The sequence below is a fragment of the Massilia putida genome, assembly GCF_001941825.1.
In the GTDB taxonomy this organism is placed as follows: domain Bacteria; phylum Pseudomonadota; class Gammaproteobacteria; order Burkholderiales; family Burkholderiaceae_D; genus Telluria; species Telluria putida.
Window position 1 is genome coordinate 40,470 of sequence record NZ_CP019038.1, and the last position, 17,868, is coordinate 58,337.

The 17,868-nt window shown below is 59.4% G+C and carries 22 protein-coding genes and 1 pseudogene; 10 read left to right on the plus strand and 13 right to left on the minus strand.

What is annotated here, in order from left to right; genetic code table 11:
* The first annotated feature begins 92 nt into the window (after positions 1-92).
* Both BVG12_RS02590 and BVG12_RS34925 read left to right on the plus strand, forming a co-directional pair.
* The gene (locus BVG12_RS02590) at positions 93-623 is read left to right on the plus strand and encodes an SIS domain-containing protein (protein WP_267877497.1); all 531 of its coding nucleotides are present in this window, start codon (positions 93-95) and stop codon (positions 621-623) included.
* A gap of 146 nt (positions 624-769) precedes the next feature.
* A pseudogene (locus BVG12_RS34925) lies at positions 770-936 on the plus strand (transposase domain-containing protein); the annotation flags it as partial.
* 31 nt (positions 937-967) lie between these two features.
* Here BVG12_RS34925 and BVG12_RS34930 read toward each other — a convergent pair.
* The 3 genes from BVG12_RS34930 to BVG12_RS02605 are packed head-to-tail and all read right to left on the minus strand — an operon-like array spanning position 968 to position 1,817.
* Complete coding sequence (locus BVG12_RS34930) at positions 968-1,180, minus strand: GDCCVxC domain-containing (seleno)protein (RefSeq protein WP_075791064.1); 213 nt, start codon at positions 1,178-1,180, stop codon at positions 968-970.
* A gap of 4 nt (positions 1,181-1,184) precedes the next feature.
* Complete coding sequence (gene merP / locus BVG12_RS02600; RefSeq protein WP_075791065.1) at positions 1,185-1,460, minus strand: mercury resistance system periplasmic binding protein MerP; 276 nt, start codon at positions 1,458-1,460, stop codon at positions 1,185-1,187.
* A 12-nt stretch (positions 1,461-1,472) separates the two neighbouring features.
* Complete coding sequence (locus BVG12_RS02605; protein WP_075791066.1) at positions 1,473-1,817, minus strand: mercuric transporter MerT family protein; 345 nt, start codon at positions 1,815-1,817, stop codon at positions 1,473-1,475.
* Between the two features lie 66 nt (positions 1,818-1,883).
* Here BVG12_RS02605 and merR point away from each other — a divergent pair, with 66 nt between their 5' ends.
* A complete protein-coding gene (gene merR, locus BVG12_RS02610) occupies positions 1,884-2,282 on the plus strand; it encodes a mercury resistance transcriptional regulator MerR (RefSeq protein WP_075791067.1) in 399 nt (132 codons plus the stop codon).
* An 85-nt stretch (positions 2,283-2,367) separates the two neighbouring features.
* Here the strand turns inward: merR and BVG12_RS33755 are convergent, their stop codons facing one another.
* From BVG12_RS33755 to BVG12_RS02625, 4 genes are read right to left on the minus strand one after another with little or no spacing between them, the layout of a single operon-like run.
* Positions 2,368-2,565 (minus strand): hypothetical protein, encoded by a 198-nt coding sequence (locus tag BVG12_RS33755; protein WP_156895506.1) that lies wholly within the window; start codon positions 2,563-2,565, stop codon positions 2,368-2,370.
* A 21-nt stretch (positions 2,566-2,586) separates the two neighbouring features.
* Complete coding sequence (locus tag BVG12_RS02615) at positions 2,587-3,288, minus strand: cytochrome c biogenesis CcdA family protein (protein WP_229503783.1); 702 nt, start codon at positions 3,286-3,288, stop codon at positions 2,587-2,589.
* Entirely contained in the window at positions 3,285-3,551 is a 267-nt protein-coding gene (locus tag BVG12_RS02620; RefSeq protein WP_075791068.1) for a thioredoxin family protein, read from the minus strand. Before BVG12_RS02620 ends, BVG12_RS02615 begins: the two co-directional genes overlap by 4 nt.
* Positions 3,548-3,994: a heavy metal-responsive transcriptional regulator gene (locus BVG12_RS02625; protein ID WP_229503784.1), complete on the minus strand. Its 447-nt coding sequence runs from the start codon at positions 3,992-3,994 to the stop codon at positions 3,548-3,550. The genes BVG12_RS02620 and BVG12_RS02625 overlap by 4 nt, the downstream gene beginning before the upstream one ends.
* 116 nt (positions 3,995-4,110) lie before the next feature.
* On the opposite strand from BVG12_RS02625, the gene BVG12_RS02630 reads away from it, so the two are divergent.
* The 3 genes from BVG12_RS02630 to BVG12_RS02640 all read left to right on the plus strand — a co-directional run bounded on the left by BVG12_RS02630 (position 4,111) and on the right by BVG12_RS02640 (position 8,177).
* The gene (locus BVG12_RS02630) at positions 4,111-6,570 is read left to right on the plus strand and encodes a heavy metal translocating P-type ATPase (RefSeq protein WP_075791069.1); all 2,460 of its coding nucleotides are present in this window, start codon (positions 4,111-4,113) and stop codon (positions 6,568-6,570) included.
* Positions 6,571-6,594: 24 nt separating this feature from the next.
* On the plus strand, positions 6,595-6,822 hold the full coding sequence (locus BVG12_RS02635) for a heavy-metal-associated domain-containing protein (protein ID WP_075791070.1): 228 nt from the start codon (positions 6,595-6,597) through the stop codon (positions 6,820-6,822).
* 158 nt (positions 6,823-6,980) lie between these two features.
* The gene (locus tag BVG12_RS02640) at positions 6,981-8,177 is read left to right on the plus strand and encodes an MFS transporter (protein ID WP_075791071.1); all 1,197 of its coding nucleotides are present in this window, start codon (positions 6,981-6,983) and stop codon (positions 8,175-8,177) included.
* Between the two features lie 59 nt (positions 8,178-8,236).
* Here the strand turns inward: BVG12_RS02640 and BVG12_RS02645 are convergent, their stop codons facing one another.
* The 6 genes from BVG12_RS02645 to BVG12_RS02670 form a co-directional block, all read right to left on the minus strand.
* The gene (locus tag BVG12_RS02645; RefSeq protein WP_075791072.1) at positions 8,237-11,203 is read right to left on the minus strand and encodes a Tn3 family transposase; all 2,967 of its coding nucleotides are present in this window, start codon (positions 11,201-11,203) and stop codon (positions 8,237-8,239) included.
* Between the two features lie 90 nt (positions 11,204-11,293).
* A complete protein-coding gene (locus tag BVG12_RS02650; RefSeq protein WP_075791073.1) occupies positions 11,294-11,857 on the minus strand; it encodes a recombinase family protein in 564 nt (187 codons plus the stop codon).
* 255 nt (positions 11,858-12,112) lie between these two features.
* A complete protein-coding gene (locus BVG12_RS02655; RefSeq protein WP_075791074.1) occupies positions 12,113-12,907 on the minus strand; it encodes a sulfite exporter TauE/SafE family protein in 795 nt (264 codons plus the stop codon).
* 11 nt (positions 12,908-12,918) lie between these two features.
* Entirely contained in the window at positions 12,919-13,356 is a 438-nt protein-coding gene (locus BVG12_RS02660) for a DUF6691 family protein (protein WP_053821758.1), read from the minus strand.
* A gap of 10 nt (positions 13,357-13,366) precedes the next feature.
* Positions 13,367-13,798 (minus strand): YeeE/YedE family protein, encoded by a 432-nt coding sequence (locus tag BVG12_RS02665; protein WP_053821757.1) that lies wholly within the window; start codon positions 13,796-13,798, stop codon positions 13,367-13,369.
* 12 nt (positions 13,799-13,810) lie between these two features.
* Positions 13,811-14,119 (minus strand): ArsR/SmtB family transcription factor, encoded by a 309-nt coding sequence (locus BVG12_RS02670; RefSeq protein WP_053821756.1) that lies wholly within the window; start codon positions 14,117-14,119, stop codon positions 13,811-13,813.
* A gap of 124 nt (positions 14,120-14,243) precedes the next feature.
* On the opposite strand from BVG12_RS02670, the gene BVG12_RS02675 reads away from it, so the two are divergent.
* The 4 genes from BVG12_RS02675 to BVG12_RS02695 all read left to right on the plus strand — a co-directional run bounded on the left by BVG12_RS02675 (position 14,244) and on the right by BVG12_RS02695 (position 17,779).
* Positions 14,244-14,993: an MBL fold metallo-hydrolase gene (locus BVG12_RS02675; protein ID WP_053821755.1), complete on the plus strand. Its 750-nt coding sequence runs from the start codon at positions 14,244-14,246 to the stop codon at positions 14,991-14,993.
* 28 nt (positions 14,994-15,021) lie between these two features.
* The gene (locus BVG12_RS02680; protein ID WP_053821754.1) at positions 15,022-15,450 is read left to right on the plus strand and encodes a protein tyrosine phosphatase family protein; all 429 of its coding nucleotides are present in this window, start codon (positions 15,022-15,024) and stop codon (positions 15,448-15,450) included.
* A 201-nt stretch (positions 15,451-15,651) separates the two neighbouring features.
* Positions 15,652-16,326 carry a TlpA family protein disulfide reductase gene (locus tag BVG12_RS02685; RefSeq protein ID WP_226994866.1) on the plus strand — a complete coding sequence of 225 codons (675 nt, stop codon included), beginning with the start codon at positions 15,652-15,654 and terminating at the stop codon, positions 16,324-16,326.
* A gap of 436 nt (positions 16,327-16,762) precedes the next feature.
* Entirely contained in the window at positions 16,763-17,779 is a 1,017-nt protein-coding gene (locus BVG12_RS02695) for a tyrosine-type recombinase/integrase (RefSeq protein ID WP_083684450.1), read from the plus strand.
* The last annotated feature ends 89 nt before the right edge of the window (positions 17,780-17,868 follow it).

Consider the following 17,868-nt stretch of genomic DNA (forward strand, 5'->3'; position numbering starts at 1 on the left):
AAGCTGTTGATTTTACAGGCGCAGATTTGACAAACATAATTTGATCTATTCAACGTGATGCGCTGGAACGCCTCATCAATAACAGTGCGCAACTGGGCAATATTGAGGCAAGCGCAAGCCTTCTAATCGAAGCGCTGGAACGTGGACGCCGCGTTATTTCGTGTGGGAACGGCGGCTCGATGTGCGACGCCATGCACTTGGCGGAAGAGTTATCCGGGCGTTTTCGTGATGATCGTCCTGCAATGGCGGCAGTCGCGATCAGCGATCCAAGCTATATCAGTTGCGTTGCCAACGACTACGGCTATGAGCAAGTTTTTGCTCGTTTCGTTCAAGGTAACGGTAGTGCGGAAGATATTCTTTTTGCCATCAGTACGAGCGGTAATAGTCCTTCGGTGGTCCTTGCTGCCCAGGCGGCGAGAGCTAAGGGGATGAGGGTAATTGGTCTGACTGGACGCCCCCATTCGCAATTGGAACTCCATGCCGATATTTGCATTTGCACCAGCGCGGGCCAATACGCTGACCGTGTGCAAGAGCTTCATATTAAGGTTATCCACATTCTGATTGAGCTTGTAGAACGTGCTTTGCAACCAAAAAATTATGAGAATGAATCGCCACGAGTTTAGTTGATGGGTGTTACGAATGCCTGGCAGGCCGACGAGGAGTGCGATACCCCCAGCCGGAATCGGCCCGGCCCTAGCTAGTGCCACCGTCCTCGCCTTTAAGCCTAGAGTCAGTTAGGACAGCGTACCATGAACAAATTCCTGAAAATGAACGTGGCGGCGAGCGCGAGGCCGCCGCCTATTCGCTGATCGGCATGGCGAAAGTGACTGGCGTGGGTTCTGAGACATGGTTGCGCCATGTGCTTGCCATATTGCCGACCATCCGGTGAATCGCATCGACGAGTTTTTGCCGCCGGATTGCGCGGAAGTGCTGTCGTCAGCAATAGCGAAGCTCCAAGGAACGTACGTTAGCCACAGCAGGGACGCTCCAGTTGAATCGGCGGGCACTTCACCGTACCGTATGAGCAAAAGACACAGCAGTCACCGGCCTTTGGCCGCAGCACGACGGCACAGCCTTCGCACTCGTAGTAGAACTGGCATGCATCAGTCGGCATGGTTTCCAGTTTGCTCAGCCCGCAATGCGGACAGGTCAGGGTCGACTCTAAAATTGCCTCGGTCATCGCATCACTTCCTGACGGTCGAAGGGAAGCCTGCGTCAGCGGTCGCTTTGGTCAGCATGGAGACGTTGGCTTTGTCCGTATCCAGGTGCACGGTGGCCGTCTTGTGCACGAAGTCGATGCTCACCTCGCTCACGCCAGGAACGTGTTCAAGCGCCTTCTTGACCGTGATCGGGCATCCGGCACAGGTCATGTTTTGCACGTTAAGGGTAAGCGTTTCTGAGGTGCCGGCGAAGGCTGATCCGCTCAGTAACACGGACACGATTAATGTAGAAATACGCATCGGGAAATCCTTTTAATAGAACAGCGGGGCGTACAAGGGAAACGTCAGCAGTAGTACGGAGGGGACGGCAACGAACCAGAACATGATGCGCTGGTTCCTGAGGACACGGTCAACGGCGCAGGCGTCGCCAAGCGCGCAGGCGCGCCGGCGCAGGTACAAGTTGTGGAAGGCGGCTCCTAAAAATAGCACCGTCAGCGCGGTGAAGTAGGGGCTGTAGGGTTCGAACGCAATCAGGTGAGATGCCCATCCGCCGCTAATGCCGAGCAGCAGGAGGATGAGCGGACCGGCGCAACATGCTGAGGCGCCAAGCGCCGCCAACGCGCCTGCGACCAAGGATCCCTTCGTTCCGATTGCCATGCTCGCTCCAAACAGCTTTTATGGTGAAACAGGATAAACTCCGTACACATATACGGAGTAAAGTACATGACAGAGAAAATGACCATCAGCCGCTTGGCCAGCGCCGCCGGCGTGAATGTGGAGACGGTCCGGTTCTATCAACGAAGTGGACTGATCGATGAGCCGGCGCGGCCGTACAGCGGCTACCGCACCTATGCGGGCGAGGATGTACGCCGGATTCGCTTCATCAAGCGGGCACAACACCTTGGCTTTACGCTCGATGAAATCGCGAGTCTTCTCAAGCTGGAAGGCTCGCAGACCTGTGCCAGCACCCGCGACCTGGCAGCGAAGAAGCTCGCCATGGTAGAGGCTAAATTAAGCGATCTGCTTGCAATGAAGACAGCGCTCGCAACGATGGTATCGCGCTGTGATAGCGAGCATCCTGGTGCCGGTTGCCCAATAATCCAGGCACTGATCGATGACTGATTTCTTTCACGTCCTTGCCAGTGGCCGGCCAGTCGCAGCGGCAAACAAGGTGTTAACGGTTCGCATCTTACCTGCAAGAGCGTTCTCAAGGTATTAATCGACTCTCAGAGGAGAAAACAAGCCGGAGGTGGCGCGTCCTTCGTGCCTGTTCATCGGCCTGGTCGCGCTCGGACAGTGCTTCCAGTGCCTGGAGTAGGAACTCGGCAATTTGCCAGTCCTTCTCCCTGCACGCGCGTCCGAATGCCGCTGTGATGTCATCAGATAACGTGGTCGATTCGCTCATGGCGATCACCGTTGAGGCGGCTCACGCCGCCAGCGATGGAATGATGAAGAAATAGGCGTTCAGCATGTATAGCCCCGCCGCGATCAGCGCGATGCCACCGATGACTTCGAACGTTTTCGAGTATTTGGAAAATGGCTTCAAGTTCTCCAGCCAGCCTATAGCCCACGCCCCCAAGCCAACAGGGATCGAGCGCCCGATCGCGAATGCCAACAGCAACGCAGCGCCCAGTAGTGGCGAGCCGGCCGAAGCGGCCCCTCCCAACAGGACCAGCAAGGCTGGCGTGCAAAATGGGCAGACCGCTACCGAGAAGACCATGCCCAACGTGAAGGCGCCCCAAACGCCGGTAACACGCCGCGCGCGAACGGACACGGTCGGGAGCGGCAATCGAAGCCAGCCCGGCCAGATCAGACCGAGGAGAATCAGGAACGGCCCAAGCACGAGTCCCCATTGGCGCCCGAGCAGGCGCGCGACCCAAAGTCCGCTCAGGCCGGCCAGCAACCCGAGCAGCACGTGCATCGCGAGCATGCCAAGAATGAACATGCTTCCAAAGGTGATGGACTCGCTCCGGTCCCGCGCCTTTGTGACGTAAGCGAGCGACACCGGGATCGCCGCGACGGCCACGGGATTCAGGCTGAAGAAGAGACCGGTCAGAAACCCTACGCCAACAGCAGCGAAACCGGCATGCTGGACGGCTTGCCCCAGCGCTGAGGGATCCATGATCATGACCTTTCCACGCTGGCCGCCTTACGAGCGATGGCAGCGGCAAACTGCTTCACGTTTGGCAGCGCCGGGAACTCGAGCACTCCCTCGATGGCGATGGCCGGCAAGGTAAGCACCCCAAGTTCGACGGCATATTCCATATGCTCGAGCACGTTCAACTCGCACCACTCGACGTCAGGGATGCACTGGCTGGCAGCTGCCTTGAGATTCTCACGATTGGCAGCGCATTTGTCGCAGCCTGGTGCGTAGAACAGTTCAATCTTCACGTTTTTCCTTCGTTGTCGGAAGATGTGCTTGCCTTCTCGAGAGCCGCCAGGATCGGGCAGCCGTTGATAGGGTGGGTTTCATTGGCACAGTCAGCGATCAAATGGTCCAGCGCCTTGGACATGGCCGAGAGTGCCCGTATCTTTCCCTCCACCTGCAGCTTCTTTTCGATCGCCCGCTGCCGGACATCGCCACAGCAGGCCTCGCTCTGGCCGCGCAACACCAGCAACTGCTGGATTTCGCCCAGCGTGAAGCCGCAGTCCCGCGCCTGTTTGATGAACCGGAGCCGGACGACCGAATCCTCATCATAGAGCCGGTAACCGCCTTCGCTCTTGCTCGCCGGAGCGAGTAGGCCCTCGCGCTCATAAAACCGCAGCGTATCGACCGTCACGCCCGACAATGTTGCCAGTTTTCCTATCGTTATCACTTGCACCTCCGATTGCATTCTAAACCCTGGAGGTAGGTCCAGAGTCAAGCCCTGTCTTGCGAGCGAAAAGGCCTTGACCCTTGACTATGCTCCAGCCTTCAGAATGGCGGCATTCGACAACTTCGGACCAACTCATGAGCACGGCTGAAAGCACTCTGGAGGCTTCTTCTAATCTGGAAAGCCCTATGTGGACACAGGAACCAGGTAGCCACCCCGACCGGATGCGCATGCGAGCGCGGGTCGCCGGGATGCACTGCTCACTTTGCACGGGCACGATTGAAAAGGCGCTGCGCCAGCACCCGGGCGTCGACGCCGTGGCCGTCAGCCTTACGCACGAGCAGGCGCTGGTGGAGTACGACCCGGCCAAGGTTCGGCCACAGGTACTGCTGGAGACTCTGCGCCAGATGGGCTACAGCATTTCGGATCCACGCAAGCTAAAGCCCTTTGAAGAGGATGAACGCGATCTGGTACATGGAGCAAGGCGGTTTCTTTGGGCGACGTTCTTCAGCCTGGGGTCGCTGACGCTGGTCGCGCGGCCGGGGGATTTCTGGTACGCACTACTCGAAGCGTTTGTCGCCGTATCGCTCATTGCGGCGGTGTTCCTCGTATTGCGCCCGCGCGGCTGGGCGCAAGCGACTGCAGGAACACTCCTTGCGCTGGTCGAAGTCATTGGCCTGACATGGCTGCGGCAAAGCGGGCGGATGGGGGGCCACGAAGCTTGGCTCGCTGCCGTTCTTGCCGTGGTAGTCGTCTTCGTGCTCGCGCGGCAAATCCTTTACATCGCCTGGCAATCGCTGCGACGCCGGATCATCAACCAGCACGTCTTGCTGGAAGGAGCGGCGTTTGCGGGCCTGGCCGGCGGCGTGTACGGCATCGTTGCCGGCGGCCCGACCTTTCCGGCAGCCCCCTTCTTCTGTGTGGCTGTCATGGTCTGCAATTACCACATCTTTTCGGAGTGGCTATCGCTAATCGTGAAGACGCGCAGCTCACAAGCGGTGCGGCGCTTGCTTGATCTGCAGCCCGACACCGCGTACGTGCTGCGTAATGGCCAGGAACAAGAGCTTCCGATCGAACAGGTCGTTATCGGCGACCTGGTGCGTGTCCGTCCTGGCCAGCGTATCCCGGTCGACGGCGTCGTGGCCGACGGCCATTCGTCCGTCGACGTCTCGCTGGTCACCGGCGAGCCGCTTCCGGTCGAGTGCAGGGCCGGCGGCACTGTCGTCGGGGGATCGATGAACGGACTGGGTACATTACTTGTTCGCGTGACCGCGGTCGGAGCAAGCAGTTTTCTGCAGCGCGTAGTGCAAGAGGTCGAGGATGCCCGCGCCTTGAAGCCCGGAATGCTGCACCTGGTCGACAAGGTGCTGAAGCTCTACGCTCCTGCCGTGCTGTCGCTGTCCGCACTTTCCTTTCTCGCCTGGTGGATTCTCCCTTTGCTGACCGGCAACAGCCCGGGCATCGAGCGTGCCGTGTTTGCAGGCCTTACGGTTCTCGTGATGGGCTACCCTTGCGCCCTCGGCATCTCGGCGCCGCTGGCGATCGTTCGCGGTGCTGGCGAAGCTGCGGAGCGCGGCATACTGATGCGCACGGGCGAAGCCTTCCAGGGGTTGCGGCTGGTGACACACATCGTGTTCGACAAGACGGGGACGCTTACCGAAGGCAAGCCGGATCTGCTTGAACTGGAAGCTGTGAGCGACACGGAAGACGAATTACTTGGCGTGGCGGCCGCGGTGGAAACGGCTTCGGAGCACCCGCTGGCAAAAGCCGTAATGACTGCAGCGCTGGAACGCGGGATTGGACTGCCGCCGCTCGACCACTTTGAAGCGGTGCCGGGCCGGGGCGTGCGGGCGACGCTGAAGAATCAAATGGTCCTGGTCGGAAATATTGTGTTTTTCAAAGAGCAGGCAGTGCCCTTGGGGGACATCGAGTCGCGGGTACGAACGCTGGAAGAAAAAGGCAGGACCGTCGTTCTCGTAGCGCGCGAGAACGCAGTTCTCGGGTTGCTCGCCTTCGGTGATGCCGTTCGGCCGAACGCCAAATATACGATAGACCGGCTACGCCAGGCAGGAATACGCACGATCCTGATGAGTGGCGATAACAGGGCTGCCGTCGAGCGTGTAGGAAACGAGGTCGGGGTCGATGAGGTTCATGCAGGCTTGCTTCCGCAGGAGAAGGCAAGCCTGATCAGGACGATGCAGCAAGCCGGAAGTGTCGCGATGGTCGGCGATGGGATCAACGACTCGGTCGCCCTGATGCAGGCAAACGTCGGAATCGCGATGGGGAATGGCGCCGACATCGCGATTGATGCGGCGGACATCATCATCTTGAACAACCGCCTGGAAGCGGTTCTGGATGCCCGCGAGATCAGCCGCTGGAGCTACCGCAAGATGTTGCAGAACGTCTGTCTGGCCATCATGTTCAACGGGATCGGGATCCCGCTTGCTGCGACCGGCCTGGTCTACCCCATCTGGGCGATGGCGGCAATGGCGTTCAGCGTCACCGCCATTTTTTCGAACTCGCTACGCGGTCGGCCCCGCCTCTTCTTCGATGCGATTTTGAGCGTCGGACGCGCGGCGGAGCCGGTCAGGATTTGAACTGTTATAGGAAAGGATATCAACATGATTGCCAAGGTCGATTTCGAGGTGATTGGCGAGGAGAAGATGCATTGCGGTGGCTGCGAGACCCGGGTCCGTTTTTCGCTGGGACGGATGCCCGGCGTTCAAGAAGTGGTTGCCAGCGCGAAGACACAGCGCATCGCTGTTGTCATCACCCCCGAACTGGTGACAGCTGAACAAATATTGGCGACCCTGAAGATTGCGGGCTTCGAAGCCAGGATCTTGAGCTGATTGCGAGACGATTGACGACTGAAGTGCGCGGCGAGCATTCAACGTAAGTACATTTTGCCGCCATCCGCCAAGCGGGTTCAAGACACCGTCAGCTTGTCCTTGATGAAGAAGCAGCCGCCGCCGAATGATCACTATTTCCCGAAACGAGAATATTAACAATGACCTCAACGACCATTGATATGAACCGACAGCGCGAAGCGCTGCTACGCGTGCTCGCTGCCGCAACGTTCATCATCTTCTTTCAGGCCTTCATGGTGGCCCCCATCATTCCCCAGCTAGCGGCCACATTCGCGGTCTCGCCGCACGAAACCGGGTTCATCGTCCCTGCGTATCTCATTCCATACGGTGCGGCAACGCTCGCCTACGGTTTGTTGGCCGACCGCATCGGCATCTGGCGGATCATGGCCGCCTCGCTGTGCGCGTTTGCGCTGCTGACGTCCTTGACAGCTACGGCACAGTCGATCACGCAACTCGCGTTTTGGCGCCTGATGACCGGCCTCGGCGCAAGTGGCGTCGTGCCGCTGGCCCTTGTCCTGATCGGCCGGTTATTCCCTTATGAGCGGCGAGGGCGCCCCCTGGGCTGGCTGTTTGGCGCCATGGCCGGCGGTATGGCTTTCGGTTCCACCATCGGCGCCGTTCTGGAGCCGTACACTGGATGGCGCATCATCTTCATCGGCGTCGGCATCGCGGGGGCTGGCATCTTGGCCGTTCTGCTTCCGTATCGGAATCTGATCGCAGACGCGACCCAGTCCATCCAGGGCGGCTGGAGCATGCTATTTCAAGCATATCGCGGTCTGATCACATCGGCACGGGGCCAGCGTACTTATCTCTTTGTGTTGCTCAATTCGATTTTCCACTCGGGCGTCTTCACATGGCTCGGCTTGTATTTCGAGCGGCAGTATGGCCTGGGCCCCGTCGGTATCGGCTTGGCATTGCTCGGTTACGGCGTCCCCGGCTTTTTGTTCGGACCCTTGATCGGACGCGCCGCAGATCGCTTCGGCCGCGGGCGCATTGTGCCACTCGGCCTGGGCCTCGGCGCACTGGCCGCTGCAGCGCTGCTCTCGCATACATCGTTGCTGGTCGCAGCGCTTGCGGTAACTGTGTTGTCGCTGGGTTATGACATGACCCAGCCGCTGTTCGCCGGCATCGTGACATCCCTCGGGGGCCAGCGCCCAGGACAAGCGATGGGCCTGAACGTATTTATGTTATTCATCGGTTTCGGGCTGGGCAGTCTCATCTTCGGGGAGGTGCTGAGCTTATTTGACTTCGGAAAGGCATTGACCCTTTTTGCCGTGGTGGAAGCGGTACTTTGTTTACTCGCGTTTAGGCTTTTCCGTGAGGAAACCGCGTCCTGAACGGAAAGATGGATTAGGGGCGAACAGGGAAAACGGAAAAAATCGGGCGCTAAGCCCTATCACCGCTCCTTGAAGTCCCGCAGCGGCCGGTATTTCCCCTCATCGACCTTCCGGTTCTGCCTCCAGACGTAATCCCCGGTCAGGTTGATGTGCTCCCAGCCCAAGGGCGACAAGAATTGCAGCAGGCGGGCATCGGGGAGCTTGCCCGACTCGCGCAAGGCCTGCGTTGCCCTCTCCAGATAGACCGTATTCCACAGCACGATGGCGGCTGTCACCAGGTTCAGGCCGCTGGCGCGGTACCGTTGTTGCTCGAATGTCCGGTCGCGGATTTCGCCCAACCGATGAATGAAGACCGCCCTGGCCAGCGCGTTGCGCGCCTCCCCTTTGTTCAAACCGGCGTGCACGCGGCGGCGCAGCTCGACGTTCTGGAGCCAGTCCAAGATGAACAACGTGCGTTCGATCCTGCCCAGCTCGCGCAGCGCGATCGCCAAGCCATTTTGCCGCGGGTAGCTGCCGAGCTTGCGCAGCATGAGGGAGGCCGTGACGGTCCCATGCTTGATCGAGGCGGCCAGGCGCAGCACGTCGTCCCAATGAGCGCGCAGGTGCTTGATGTTCAAACTACCGCCGATCATGGAGCGGAGTGCCGGGTGGTCCGCTACCTTGCCGGGCACGTACAGCTTGGTGTCGCCCAGGTCGCGGATGCGTGGCGCGAAGCGGAACCCGAGCAAGTGCATCAGCGCGAACACGTGGTCCGTGAACCCGGCAGTGTCAGTGTAGTGCTCCTCAATGCGCAGATCCGATTCATGGTACAGCAGGCCGTCCAGCACATAGGTTGAATCGCGAACGCCGACGTTGACCACCCTGGTGCTGAAAGGGGCGTATTGGTCCGAGATGTGGGTGTAGAACAGCTTGCCCGGCTCGGCGCCGTATTTCGGGTTGATGTGGCCCGTACTCTCCGCCCGTCCGCCGGCGCGGAAGCGCTGGCCGTCCGACGAGGACGTCGTGCCGTCGCCCCAGTTCTCAGCGAACGCATGCTTGAACTGGGCGTTGACGAGATCGGCCAGGCCCGCCGAATATGTCTCGTCCCGGATGTGCCAGGCCTGCAACCAGGACAGCTTCGCATAGGTCGCCCCCGGGCTGGATTCCGCCATCTTGGTCAGGCCGAGATTGATCGCGTCGGCCAGGATCGCCGACAACAGCAGCGTGCGGTCTTTGGCCTGTTCGCCGCTCTTGAGGTGGACGAAATGGCGGGTGAATCCGGTCCAGTCGTCCACGTCCATCAGCAGCTCCGTGATCTTGATACGAGGCAGCAGGCCGCCGGTGATGTCGATCAGCGCCTGGGCCTCTTCCGGAACCACGGCATCCTGCGGGCTGATCCGCAGTCCGGTTTCGGTGATAATCGCGTCGGGCAGTTCATTGGTCAGCGCCAGGTGGTTGACCTTGGCCAGTTGCTGTTCGAGCAGCAACAAGCGGTTATGCAGGTATTGGTCACAGTCCTGGTTGACCGCGATCGGCAGTTCGCACGCTGTCTTCATGGCGCCGAATTTCGCCGTCGGCAGCAGGTATTCCTCGAAGTCGCGGAACTGGCGCGATCCCTGGACCCAGATATCGCCGGACCGCAGCGAATTCTTCAACTCCGACAGCACGCAGATTTCGTAGAAACGGCGGTCAAGCCCCTCGTCGGTAATGACGAGCGGCTTCCAGCGCGCCTTGACGAAAGTGATTGGTGCGTCGTCGGGCACCTTGCGCGCGCCGGTCATATTCATTTCGCGCAGCACGTCGATTGCGTCGAGCACCGCTTGCGCGGCCGGCGCCGCCTTCAGCTTGAGCCCATCCAGGAACTCGGGTGTATAGCGGCGCAGCGTGCTGTATTGGTCGCCGACCAGCGACAGGTGGTCGAACGACTCGGGCTGCGCCAGCTGGCCGGCCTCGGTGACGCTCAGCGCGAACTCAGACCATGGAAGGATCGCCTCGATCGCGGCGTATGGGTCGCCGCCCGATTCCTTGGCTTCAACCAGTGCTCGGCCGACCTTCGAATACAGCCGCACCTTGTCGTTGATCGCCTTGCCCTGCTTCTGGAAGTCCTGCTGATGCTTGTTCTTGGCGGCGCTGAACAGCTTGATCATGATTCGGTCGTGCAGGTCGACCAGTTCGTCCGTCACGGTGGCCATGCCCTCGATGGCCAGCGCCGCCAGCGTCGCGTAGCGTCGCTCATCCTCGAACTTGGCCAGGTCGCGCGGCGTCATCTGCGCGCCTTCGCGGGCCATCTTCAGCAGCCGGTTCTGGTGGATTTGGCGGCCCAGCCCGTCCGGCAGGGCGAGCGACTGGAACACTTTGAGGCGTTCGATGTGCTCGCGCATGTAGCGGGAATTGGGCTTGAGCGGCGACTGGCGGAGCCACACGAGCCAGGTAATGCTCATGTCAGGCGCGACGTTGAGCAGGTTGTCCAGGGAGCGCTTGTGGTGGCGCTCCAGCGGCTCGATCAACGTGCGATAGAGCCGCCGGTTCGCCCTCGTCACGGCCTCGGCGCAGGCGCGCTCGATGACGGTCAACGCCGGCAGAATGATGCGCTTCTGGCGCAGCGTTTCGAGGGAATGCGCAGCCAGGATCATGGCCTTGTCGGTCTGCATGGCGAGGTCAGCCAGGCTGTGTACCAGCTTGCGGAAATCAGGCAGGCCAAACACGGACAGCCCGAGGTAAGCGCGCAGCTCGTGCAGGTGCTCGTTGCGCGTTTTCTCCCGTCCGCCATATTCCGGCCAGGCGCCGGCGTCGCCGCGCACCTGCTTGGCAACCCAATGGATCACAGGATCTGGCAGCATGGTGTCGCTGGCCAACGCGTAGCCAGGGTAGCGCAGCAGGCACATCTGCACGGCGAAGCCGAGGCGGTTTGCGGCGCCACGGCGTTGCCGGATCAACGCCAGGTCGGCGTCCGTGAAGCTATATTGTTGGATCAGATCATCCTGACTTTCGGGCAACACGAGCAGGCTGTCGCGTTCAGTATCGGAAAGCAGTGAGCGGCGTGGCATTTGTTCGATTTCTTGGAAATCTGATGAAAGAGAAGCACATGGAGCAGAGAATCCGGGCTCAGGGCTGTCCGATCATGAGTGCATGAACGTTCATACGGTGCGCGTTTTTAGGTACTGGTAGAGGGTTTCTCGACTGATGCCAAGGTCGCGGGCCACGACCGCTTTCGGCTCGCCGGCGGCGACCCGAGTGCGTAGCTCAGTCACACGCTCGGGCGCGAGCGCTTTTTTGCGGCCACGGTAGGCCCCACGTTGCTTGGCCAGCGCGATCCCCTCGCGCTGCCGTTCACGGATCAGGGCGCGCTCGAACTCGGCAAAGGCGCCCATGACCGACAGCATCAGGTTCGCCATTGGCGAGTCCTCACCGGTAAAGGCCAAACACTCCTTGGCGAACTCGATGCGTACGCCGCGCCTGGTCAGGCTCTGCACAAGGCGCCGGAGGTCATCCAGGTTGCGGGCCAAGCGGTCCATACTGTGCACGACCACGGTATCCCCCTCGCGCACGAAGCCCAGCAGCGCTTCCAGCTGCGGCCGTTGAGTGTCTTTGCCCGATGCCTTGTCGGTGAATACCCTGTCGACTTGTGCATGTTCGAGCTGCCGGTCCGGGTTCTGGTCGAAACTACTGACCCTGACGTAACCGATTCGTTGGCCCTTCAAGGAACCTCCTTGTTGTGAATGTCAGGCTGAAATCTATGAGCCTTCCGGTCAGGTGTCAATAAAATGTTTATATGACTCTATCCTGACGCATTTTGCAGGGCCCTCCTGACGCCTAATTGGGGTGTAGCCTAAGCTCACATGCTTAGGTGACGGCGAAAATGCGAACGGGGTTTCTTAATGCTGTTCTACGAACGAGTGATTCTCTGGCCAAGAGAGCCAGCAGGAGCATATGGGTTGTGTTATCGATCGTTTCCTCTACAGTGATTTAAAAGTCATCATTGCAGCGACCCCGAGACATATCACCCCGAAAGCAGCTTTCAGATACTTTTGCGGAAGCCGCGAGGTGAGCACACTGCCGACTCCCATCCCGACTATGCTTCCTGCTGCGAACGGGAGCGCGACACCAAGGGGAAATTTTCCTGTAGATAGGCTGGCCGCTACGCCAGTTAGCGAAACAAGTGCGATAACACCGAGCGAGGTAGCGACGACCGATTGCACCGCTAAATCCGTGAAACGCTGCAAGGCCGGCACCATGACGAACCCGCCGCCTACCCCGAGCAAACCGGACAGAATGCCCGCAATGGCACCTGCGATCGATAAGGCGCCGGCGCACTTGCTCGTCCAGATAAACCGTCCACTCATGTCGTCCCGAATGCAGGGTCGATCCAGAGTAAGAGAGGTGGACTCGACACTGCGGCCGACGATTTCACGGAAGGTTTTATATGCGACCCAGGCGAGAATAGCGGCAAACAACAGGCTGAGCAGTCGCGTGTCCAAACGGTGAGCCAACCATACACCGAGTGGCGCGAGCAGGATGCCAGTGCCGGCAATGAGCACGGTCGCGCGGTAGCGCACAATCCCAGCCTTTAAGCCCATCAAAGCACCTGCTGCGGCAGAAACACCGACGGCGAGCAGGCCAACGGGGCCGGCTTCGGCGATCGTTAAGTGCATGCCGGAGACAAGAAGTGGGACCGCGAGAATGCCTCCCCCAGCTCCTGTCAGACCCATGACAATACCTACCACCGCCCCCAAGAGAAGACCCGTAATCATCACAGCCCCGGTTACGCGGCCGGTGATGCGGCTTTGGCTTTTGCTCGTTCGAGCAGTTCAAACAACGCCATTCCGACCAGCATGGCGATGAAGAACAGCAAGGGTTTGGCGCCGCCTTGTGCGAGCGATGCGAGCGCAGGACCGGGACAATAGCCGGCCAGGCCCCAGCCGACGCCGAACGCGAGTCCGCCGAGCACGAGACGGCGGTCAATTTGCGTAGCCGTCGGCAAGCGCATGGCGTCGCCCAGGATCGATCTCGGACGTTTGGCCGCGAACGGAAACACCAGCGCGCCGACGACTACAGCGCCGCCCATCACGAACGCAAGCGACGGGTCCCAGTTTCCGGCCAGGTCCAAAAAGCCGAGCACCTTCGCGGGGTCGCTCATGCCGGACAAAATAAGCCCCAAGCCGAACAACAGGCCGACCAACAGCGACATGAAGATTTTCATTTTTGCTCCCTTAGCCGACAAGATGGCGAACAACGTAGACGGTCACGAATCCGGCGGACATAAAGGCTACGGTAGCCACCATCGAACGCGGGGAGCGACGCGACAGCCCGCACACGCCATGTCCGCTAGTGCAGCCCGAACCGTAACGGGTACCGATCCCTACCAGCAGTCCGGCCAGGATCAAGACCGGGTAACCGGCCTCGATGTGCACTTGGGGCAGGGGAGCGATGCTTGAAAACACGAGAGGAGAAAGCACTAGGCCGCCCACGAACGCAAGACGCCAGGCGATATCGCCCCTTGCGGGCGTTAACAGGCCACCCACGATGCCACTGATGCCCGCAATTCTTCCGTTAAATACCAAGAACAGTGCCGTGGCTATTCCGATCATCAGCCCACCCGCCAGCGACGTCCAGGGCGTGAAATTGTTCCAGTCAATCATCATTACAGCCTCCTATTACGTTGGGCAGTAAAGTTGGTACAACACCTGTAGCACTGCCAGTGCCTCACTACTGGAGATGCTGTAGAAGATCTGCTTGCCCTCACGGCGCGTATTCACTAGTCGCTCTTCGCGGAGCACGGTCAGCTGCTGTGAAAGCGTAGGCTGCAAGATCCCAGTGATGGTTTCCAGCTCTTTGACCGAGAACTCGCCCTGCGTCATCTGGCATAGCAAGAGCATACGGTCGGGGTTGGACAGTACCTTCAGAAGCTTGCTAGCCTCCCCAGCTGCGGCATGCAGTTTCACTAAATCAATTTGCTTTGGCATGGCCACGTAGATCCGTTTAAAAGTAACACTTTACACGAACATTATACCATAACATAATATATTAAACGTAGAGACGATGATCCATGTGTCGAACTCTGATCACGACGACTATTAAGGAGCGCCCATGATTTTTAGACAACTGTACGAACCCCTGTCGAGCACTTATACCTATCTGCTGGGGGACGAGGACACGGGACAGGCAGTCCTCATCGATCCCGTGATTGCGACCATGGATCGGGATCTGGCCGAGGTGCACAGGTTAGGTCTGACCTTGGCTTACACGGTCGATACCCATATCCATGCCGACCACATCACCGCAGCTTTGGAAATGAAGCGTGCCGTGGGTAGCAAGATTGCCGCGCCTGCCTACGATCAGTTGTCATGTGCCGATGTCGGCATCGAAGAAGGCAGGCCATTTCAGGTCGGGGGTATTACTTTGCAGCCCCTGCATACCCCCGGCCATACCGACGGGCACTTTGCCTATCTTTTAAATGACCGCGTATTCACAGGCGACGCCTTACTTATCGAGGGGTGTGGCAGGACTGACTTTCAAAACGGTGATGCCGATGCGCTCTACAAAAGCGTGCGAGAGAAGCTGTTTGCTTTGCCCGACGAAACCTTGGTCTACCCGGCGCACGACTACCAGCAGCGTTTTGTCTCCTCGATCGCGCAGGAAAAGAAGCGTAATCCCCGCCTGGGCGGGGAAAAGACGCTCGAAGAGTTCAGGGACATCATGGCCAAGCTGAACCTTCCATACCCTAAGTTCATTGACTACGCTGTCCCGGGGAATAAGCAATGTGGCGTCTGTCCCCCAGACCTGCCAGAGAACTTGGCCAGCTATTGCCGCCAGATGACCCAGAGCCCGCAGGGCTGACGTGCCGCTAACCAACGGAGAAATTGAAATGACAAACTTCAAGCAAATAGGGGATGGCCTGTTCATCGGTCCCCAGCCTTCGGGGCAGGATTTGGTGGAGGCGAAGCAGCAAGGCATTCACACCGTAATTGACATGCGTACGCCTGGGGAAACGGCCACCTCGAACGCCGAGTTGGTCAGGAACAGTGGACTGGATTACTTCAATGTACCAGTCAACAAGACAGCCCTGTCAGAGCAGCAGATTGACGAGTTAAGTCAAGTAATGCAGAGAACACAAGGGCCGCATTTACTGCATTGCGCCACTGGCACGAGGGCCGCGTTGCTGCTCGCGCTTAGTCGTGCAAAGCAGAATGGGTGGACAGCGGAACGCACGTTCGAGGAAGCGCAAACCATGGGGTTCAACCTTCAGGGTTCCGCTGATTTCGCCAGCTTCGTCAGGCAAGTCACGGCCAAATAGATGTTCATTCGCAACTAGAACTGCAAGTTAAAGTTCACAAATTTCGATTCAGGGAGCCACTTTTTGGATGCTGTACGATTTGGGCCGCTCGTCGTCCCTGTACAAGTAGCACTACTCTTAGCAGGCATAACGCTTGCCCATTCTGTTGCCGCGTGGTTCCGCACGAGGCGCGGTGTCGATCCGGGCCCCGTTCTTTGGAAGATGATCGTGTTCGGTTTCCTCGCCGGACGCTCGATCTTCGTATTAAGACATCATGAGATTTATTCCAATGCTCCATTGTCGATCATCGACTTTCGTGATGGAGGCTTCGACAACCTGGCCGGTTTCGCGACGGCCGTTTTGGTTGGCATGGAATTGTCACGGCGCTCGACGACACTACGTAGGCCGCTTCTGACTGCAACCTTGACGGGTTGCTTTGTCTTTTTCGGAGGAAGTGCGCTGAATCATGCCCTTACGCCGGTGGGTGTGCCTGTCCCGACAATTGAGGTACGCCGCCTCGACAACACAACTGTGCCGCTCAGTGCCTTTGTGGGCCGCCCCTTGATTATCAATCTTTGGGCAACTTGGTGTCCGCCGTGCCGACGTGAGATGCCTGTATTAAAGGCTGCACAGCTAGCCCATCCAGAAATCCACTTCGTGTTTGCGAATCAAGGAGAATCAGCAGCAACCGTACAAAGCTACCTCGACGCGAATGGGTTACAAATGCCAAATATCGTTCTCGATCCGGCCAAGCAGGTAAGTGCCCGAACTGGTTCGTCTGGTTACCCCACAACGCTGTTCTATGATGCTCAAGGCCGGCTATACAAGCGGCATATGGGTGAGCTTTCGCGCGCAACACTAACCGAGAAAATCGACAGCTTCTTCGGCTCTCGCTGAGCACTGGGATACCGCTGCTGTTTTATGTCAGCTCTGATGTTCGAGATGATGACATGGCCAGGCTGCCGCCGTTACTGCATGAGCACATCAACATGCTTGGCCAGTATTCCTACTCTGTGTTGGAAGCAGTAGCCAAGGGCTGGCTGCGGCCACTGCATAACCCAGCAAGCAACGAAAAAGTCAGGAGTGGCCTTAACCTGGTTTGCCGTTCCGCTGCACCTCGACCCCTCATTATGTCTTAGCGCCTGATTTTTTCCGTTTTCCCTCTTCACCCCTACTTGGCCGCAATGGCTCTTGCGTCGCTTCCTCATTCTGAAATGCGGCCAACTGCCTTGGCGCTTAACGTCCTAGTGTAGATTATCGACACCGATGTCGATCCGCAGCGTGCTATCCTGCCGTAACCCCCGTTACAAGCCCGACCGCGAGCAACACAGCCATGGCCACCCCCGAACCCGCCGACAACGGCGCCGAAAATAACGATGCACACCCAGCGTCGGCGCTGCACTCTGCCGTTACAGCTGTGGACGCCGTGCTCGCAGCCCAGCACCGCGCCGTCCTGGCCGCCGCCACGGCCGACAACACGCGCCGGGCGTACCGGTCCGCCGTAAACCACTACCTGGCGTGGGGCGGCGTGTTGCCGGCCGACGAAGCGGCGATCATCCGATACCTGCTCACCTACGCGCCGACCCTCAATCCCCGCACCTTGGCGTTGCGCCTGACGGCACTGTCGCAGTGGCACGTCCACCTGGGCTTCCCCAATCCGGCTTCGACACCGACCGTGCGCAAGACACTGACGGGGATCGCACGCACGCACGGCCGCCCGAAGAAGAGGGCCAAGGCCCTTCCAATCGAGGACCTGGAACGTATCGTGGTGCAGCTGGTCAGCGCCGGCACGTTGAAGGCGACGCGCGACAACGCACTTTTGCAGATCGGTTTTTTCGGCGGATTGCGGCGCAGCGAGCTGGTCGCCATCGAGGTCGGACATATTGGCTGGACACCCGAGGGCATCGAAATCATGCTGCCGCGCTCGAAGACTGACCAACTGGGCGAAGGGATCATCAAGGCGATCCCGTACAGCGACGGCCCTTGCTGCCCGGCGGCGGCGTTGCGCGCCTGGCTCGACGCCGCCGACATCATGGCCGGACCGGTGTTTCGGTCTATCAGCAAGTGGGGGACGGTGGCCAGCGCCGCTCTGGGCGTGGGCAGCGTGAATACGATCCTGGAGGATTGCGCGACACTGGTCAAACTCGACTACGTGCTAGACCTGTCTAGTCACAGTCTGCGGCGTGGCATGGCCACCAGCGCGCACCGCGCCGGCGCCGACTTCCGCGACATCAAGAAGCAAGGAGGCTGGCGCCACGACGGCACGGTCCATGGCTACATTGAGGAGGCCAGCCGGTTCGAGGATAACGCGGCCGGCAGTCTGTTGCGTAAGCGGGTCAAACCGGCCTGATTTGTCTCAGCGCCCGCTTGCCCGTTGTTGAAAAGCAGCACCGGCCGGCCCCCGGCTGTGCCGGGGCGAGCGACGGCATGGCGCGAAGC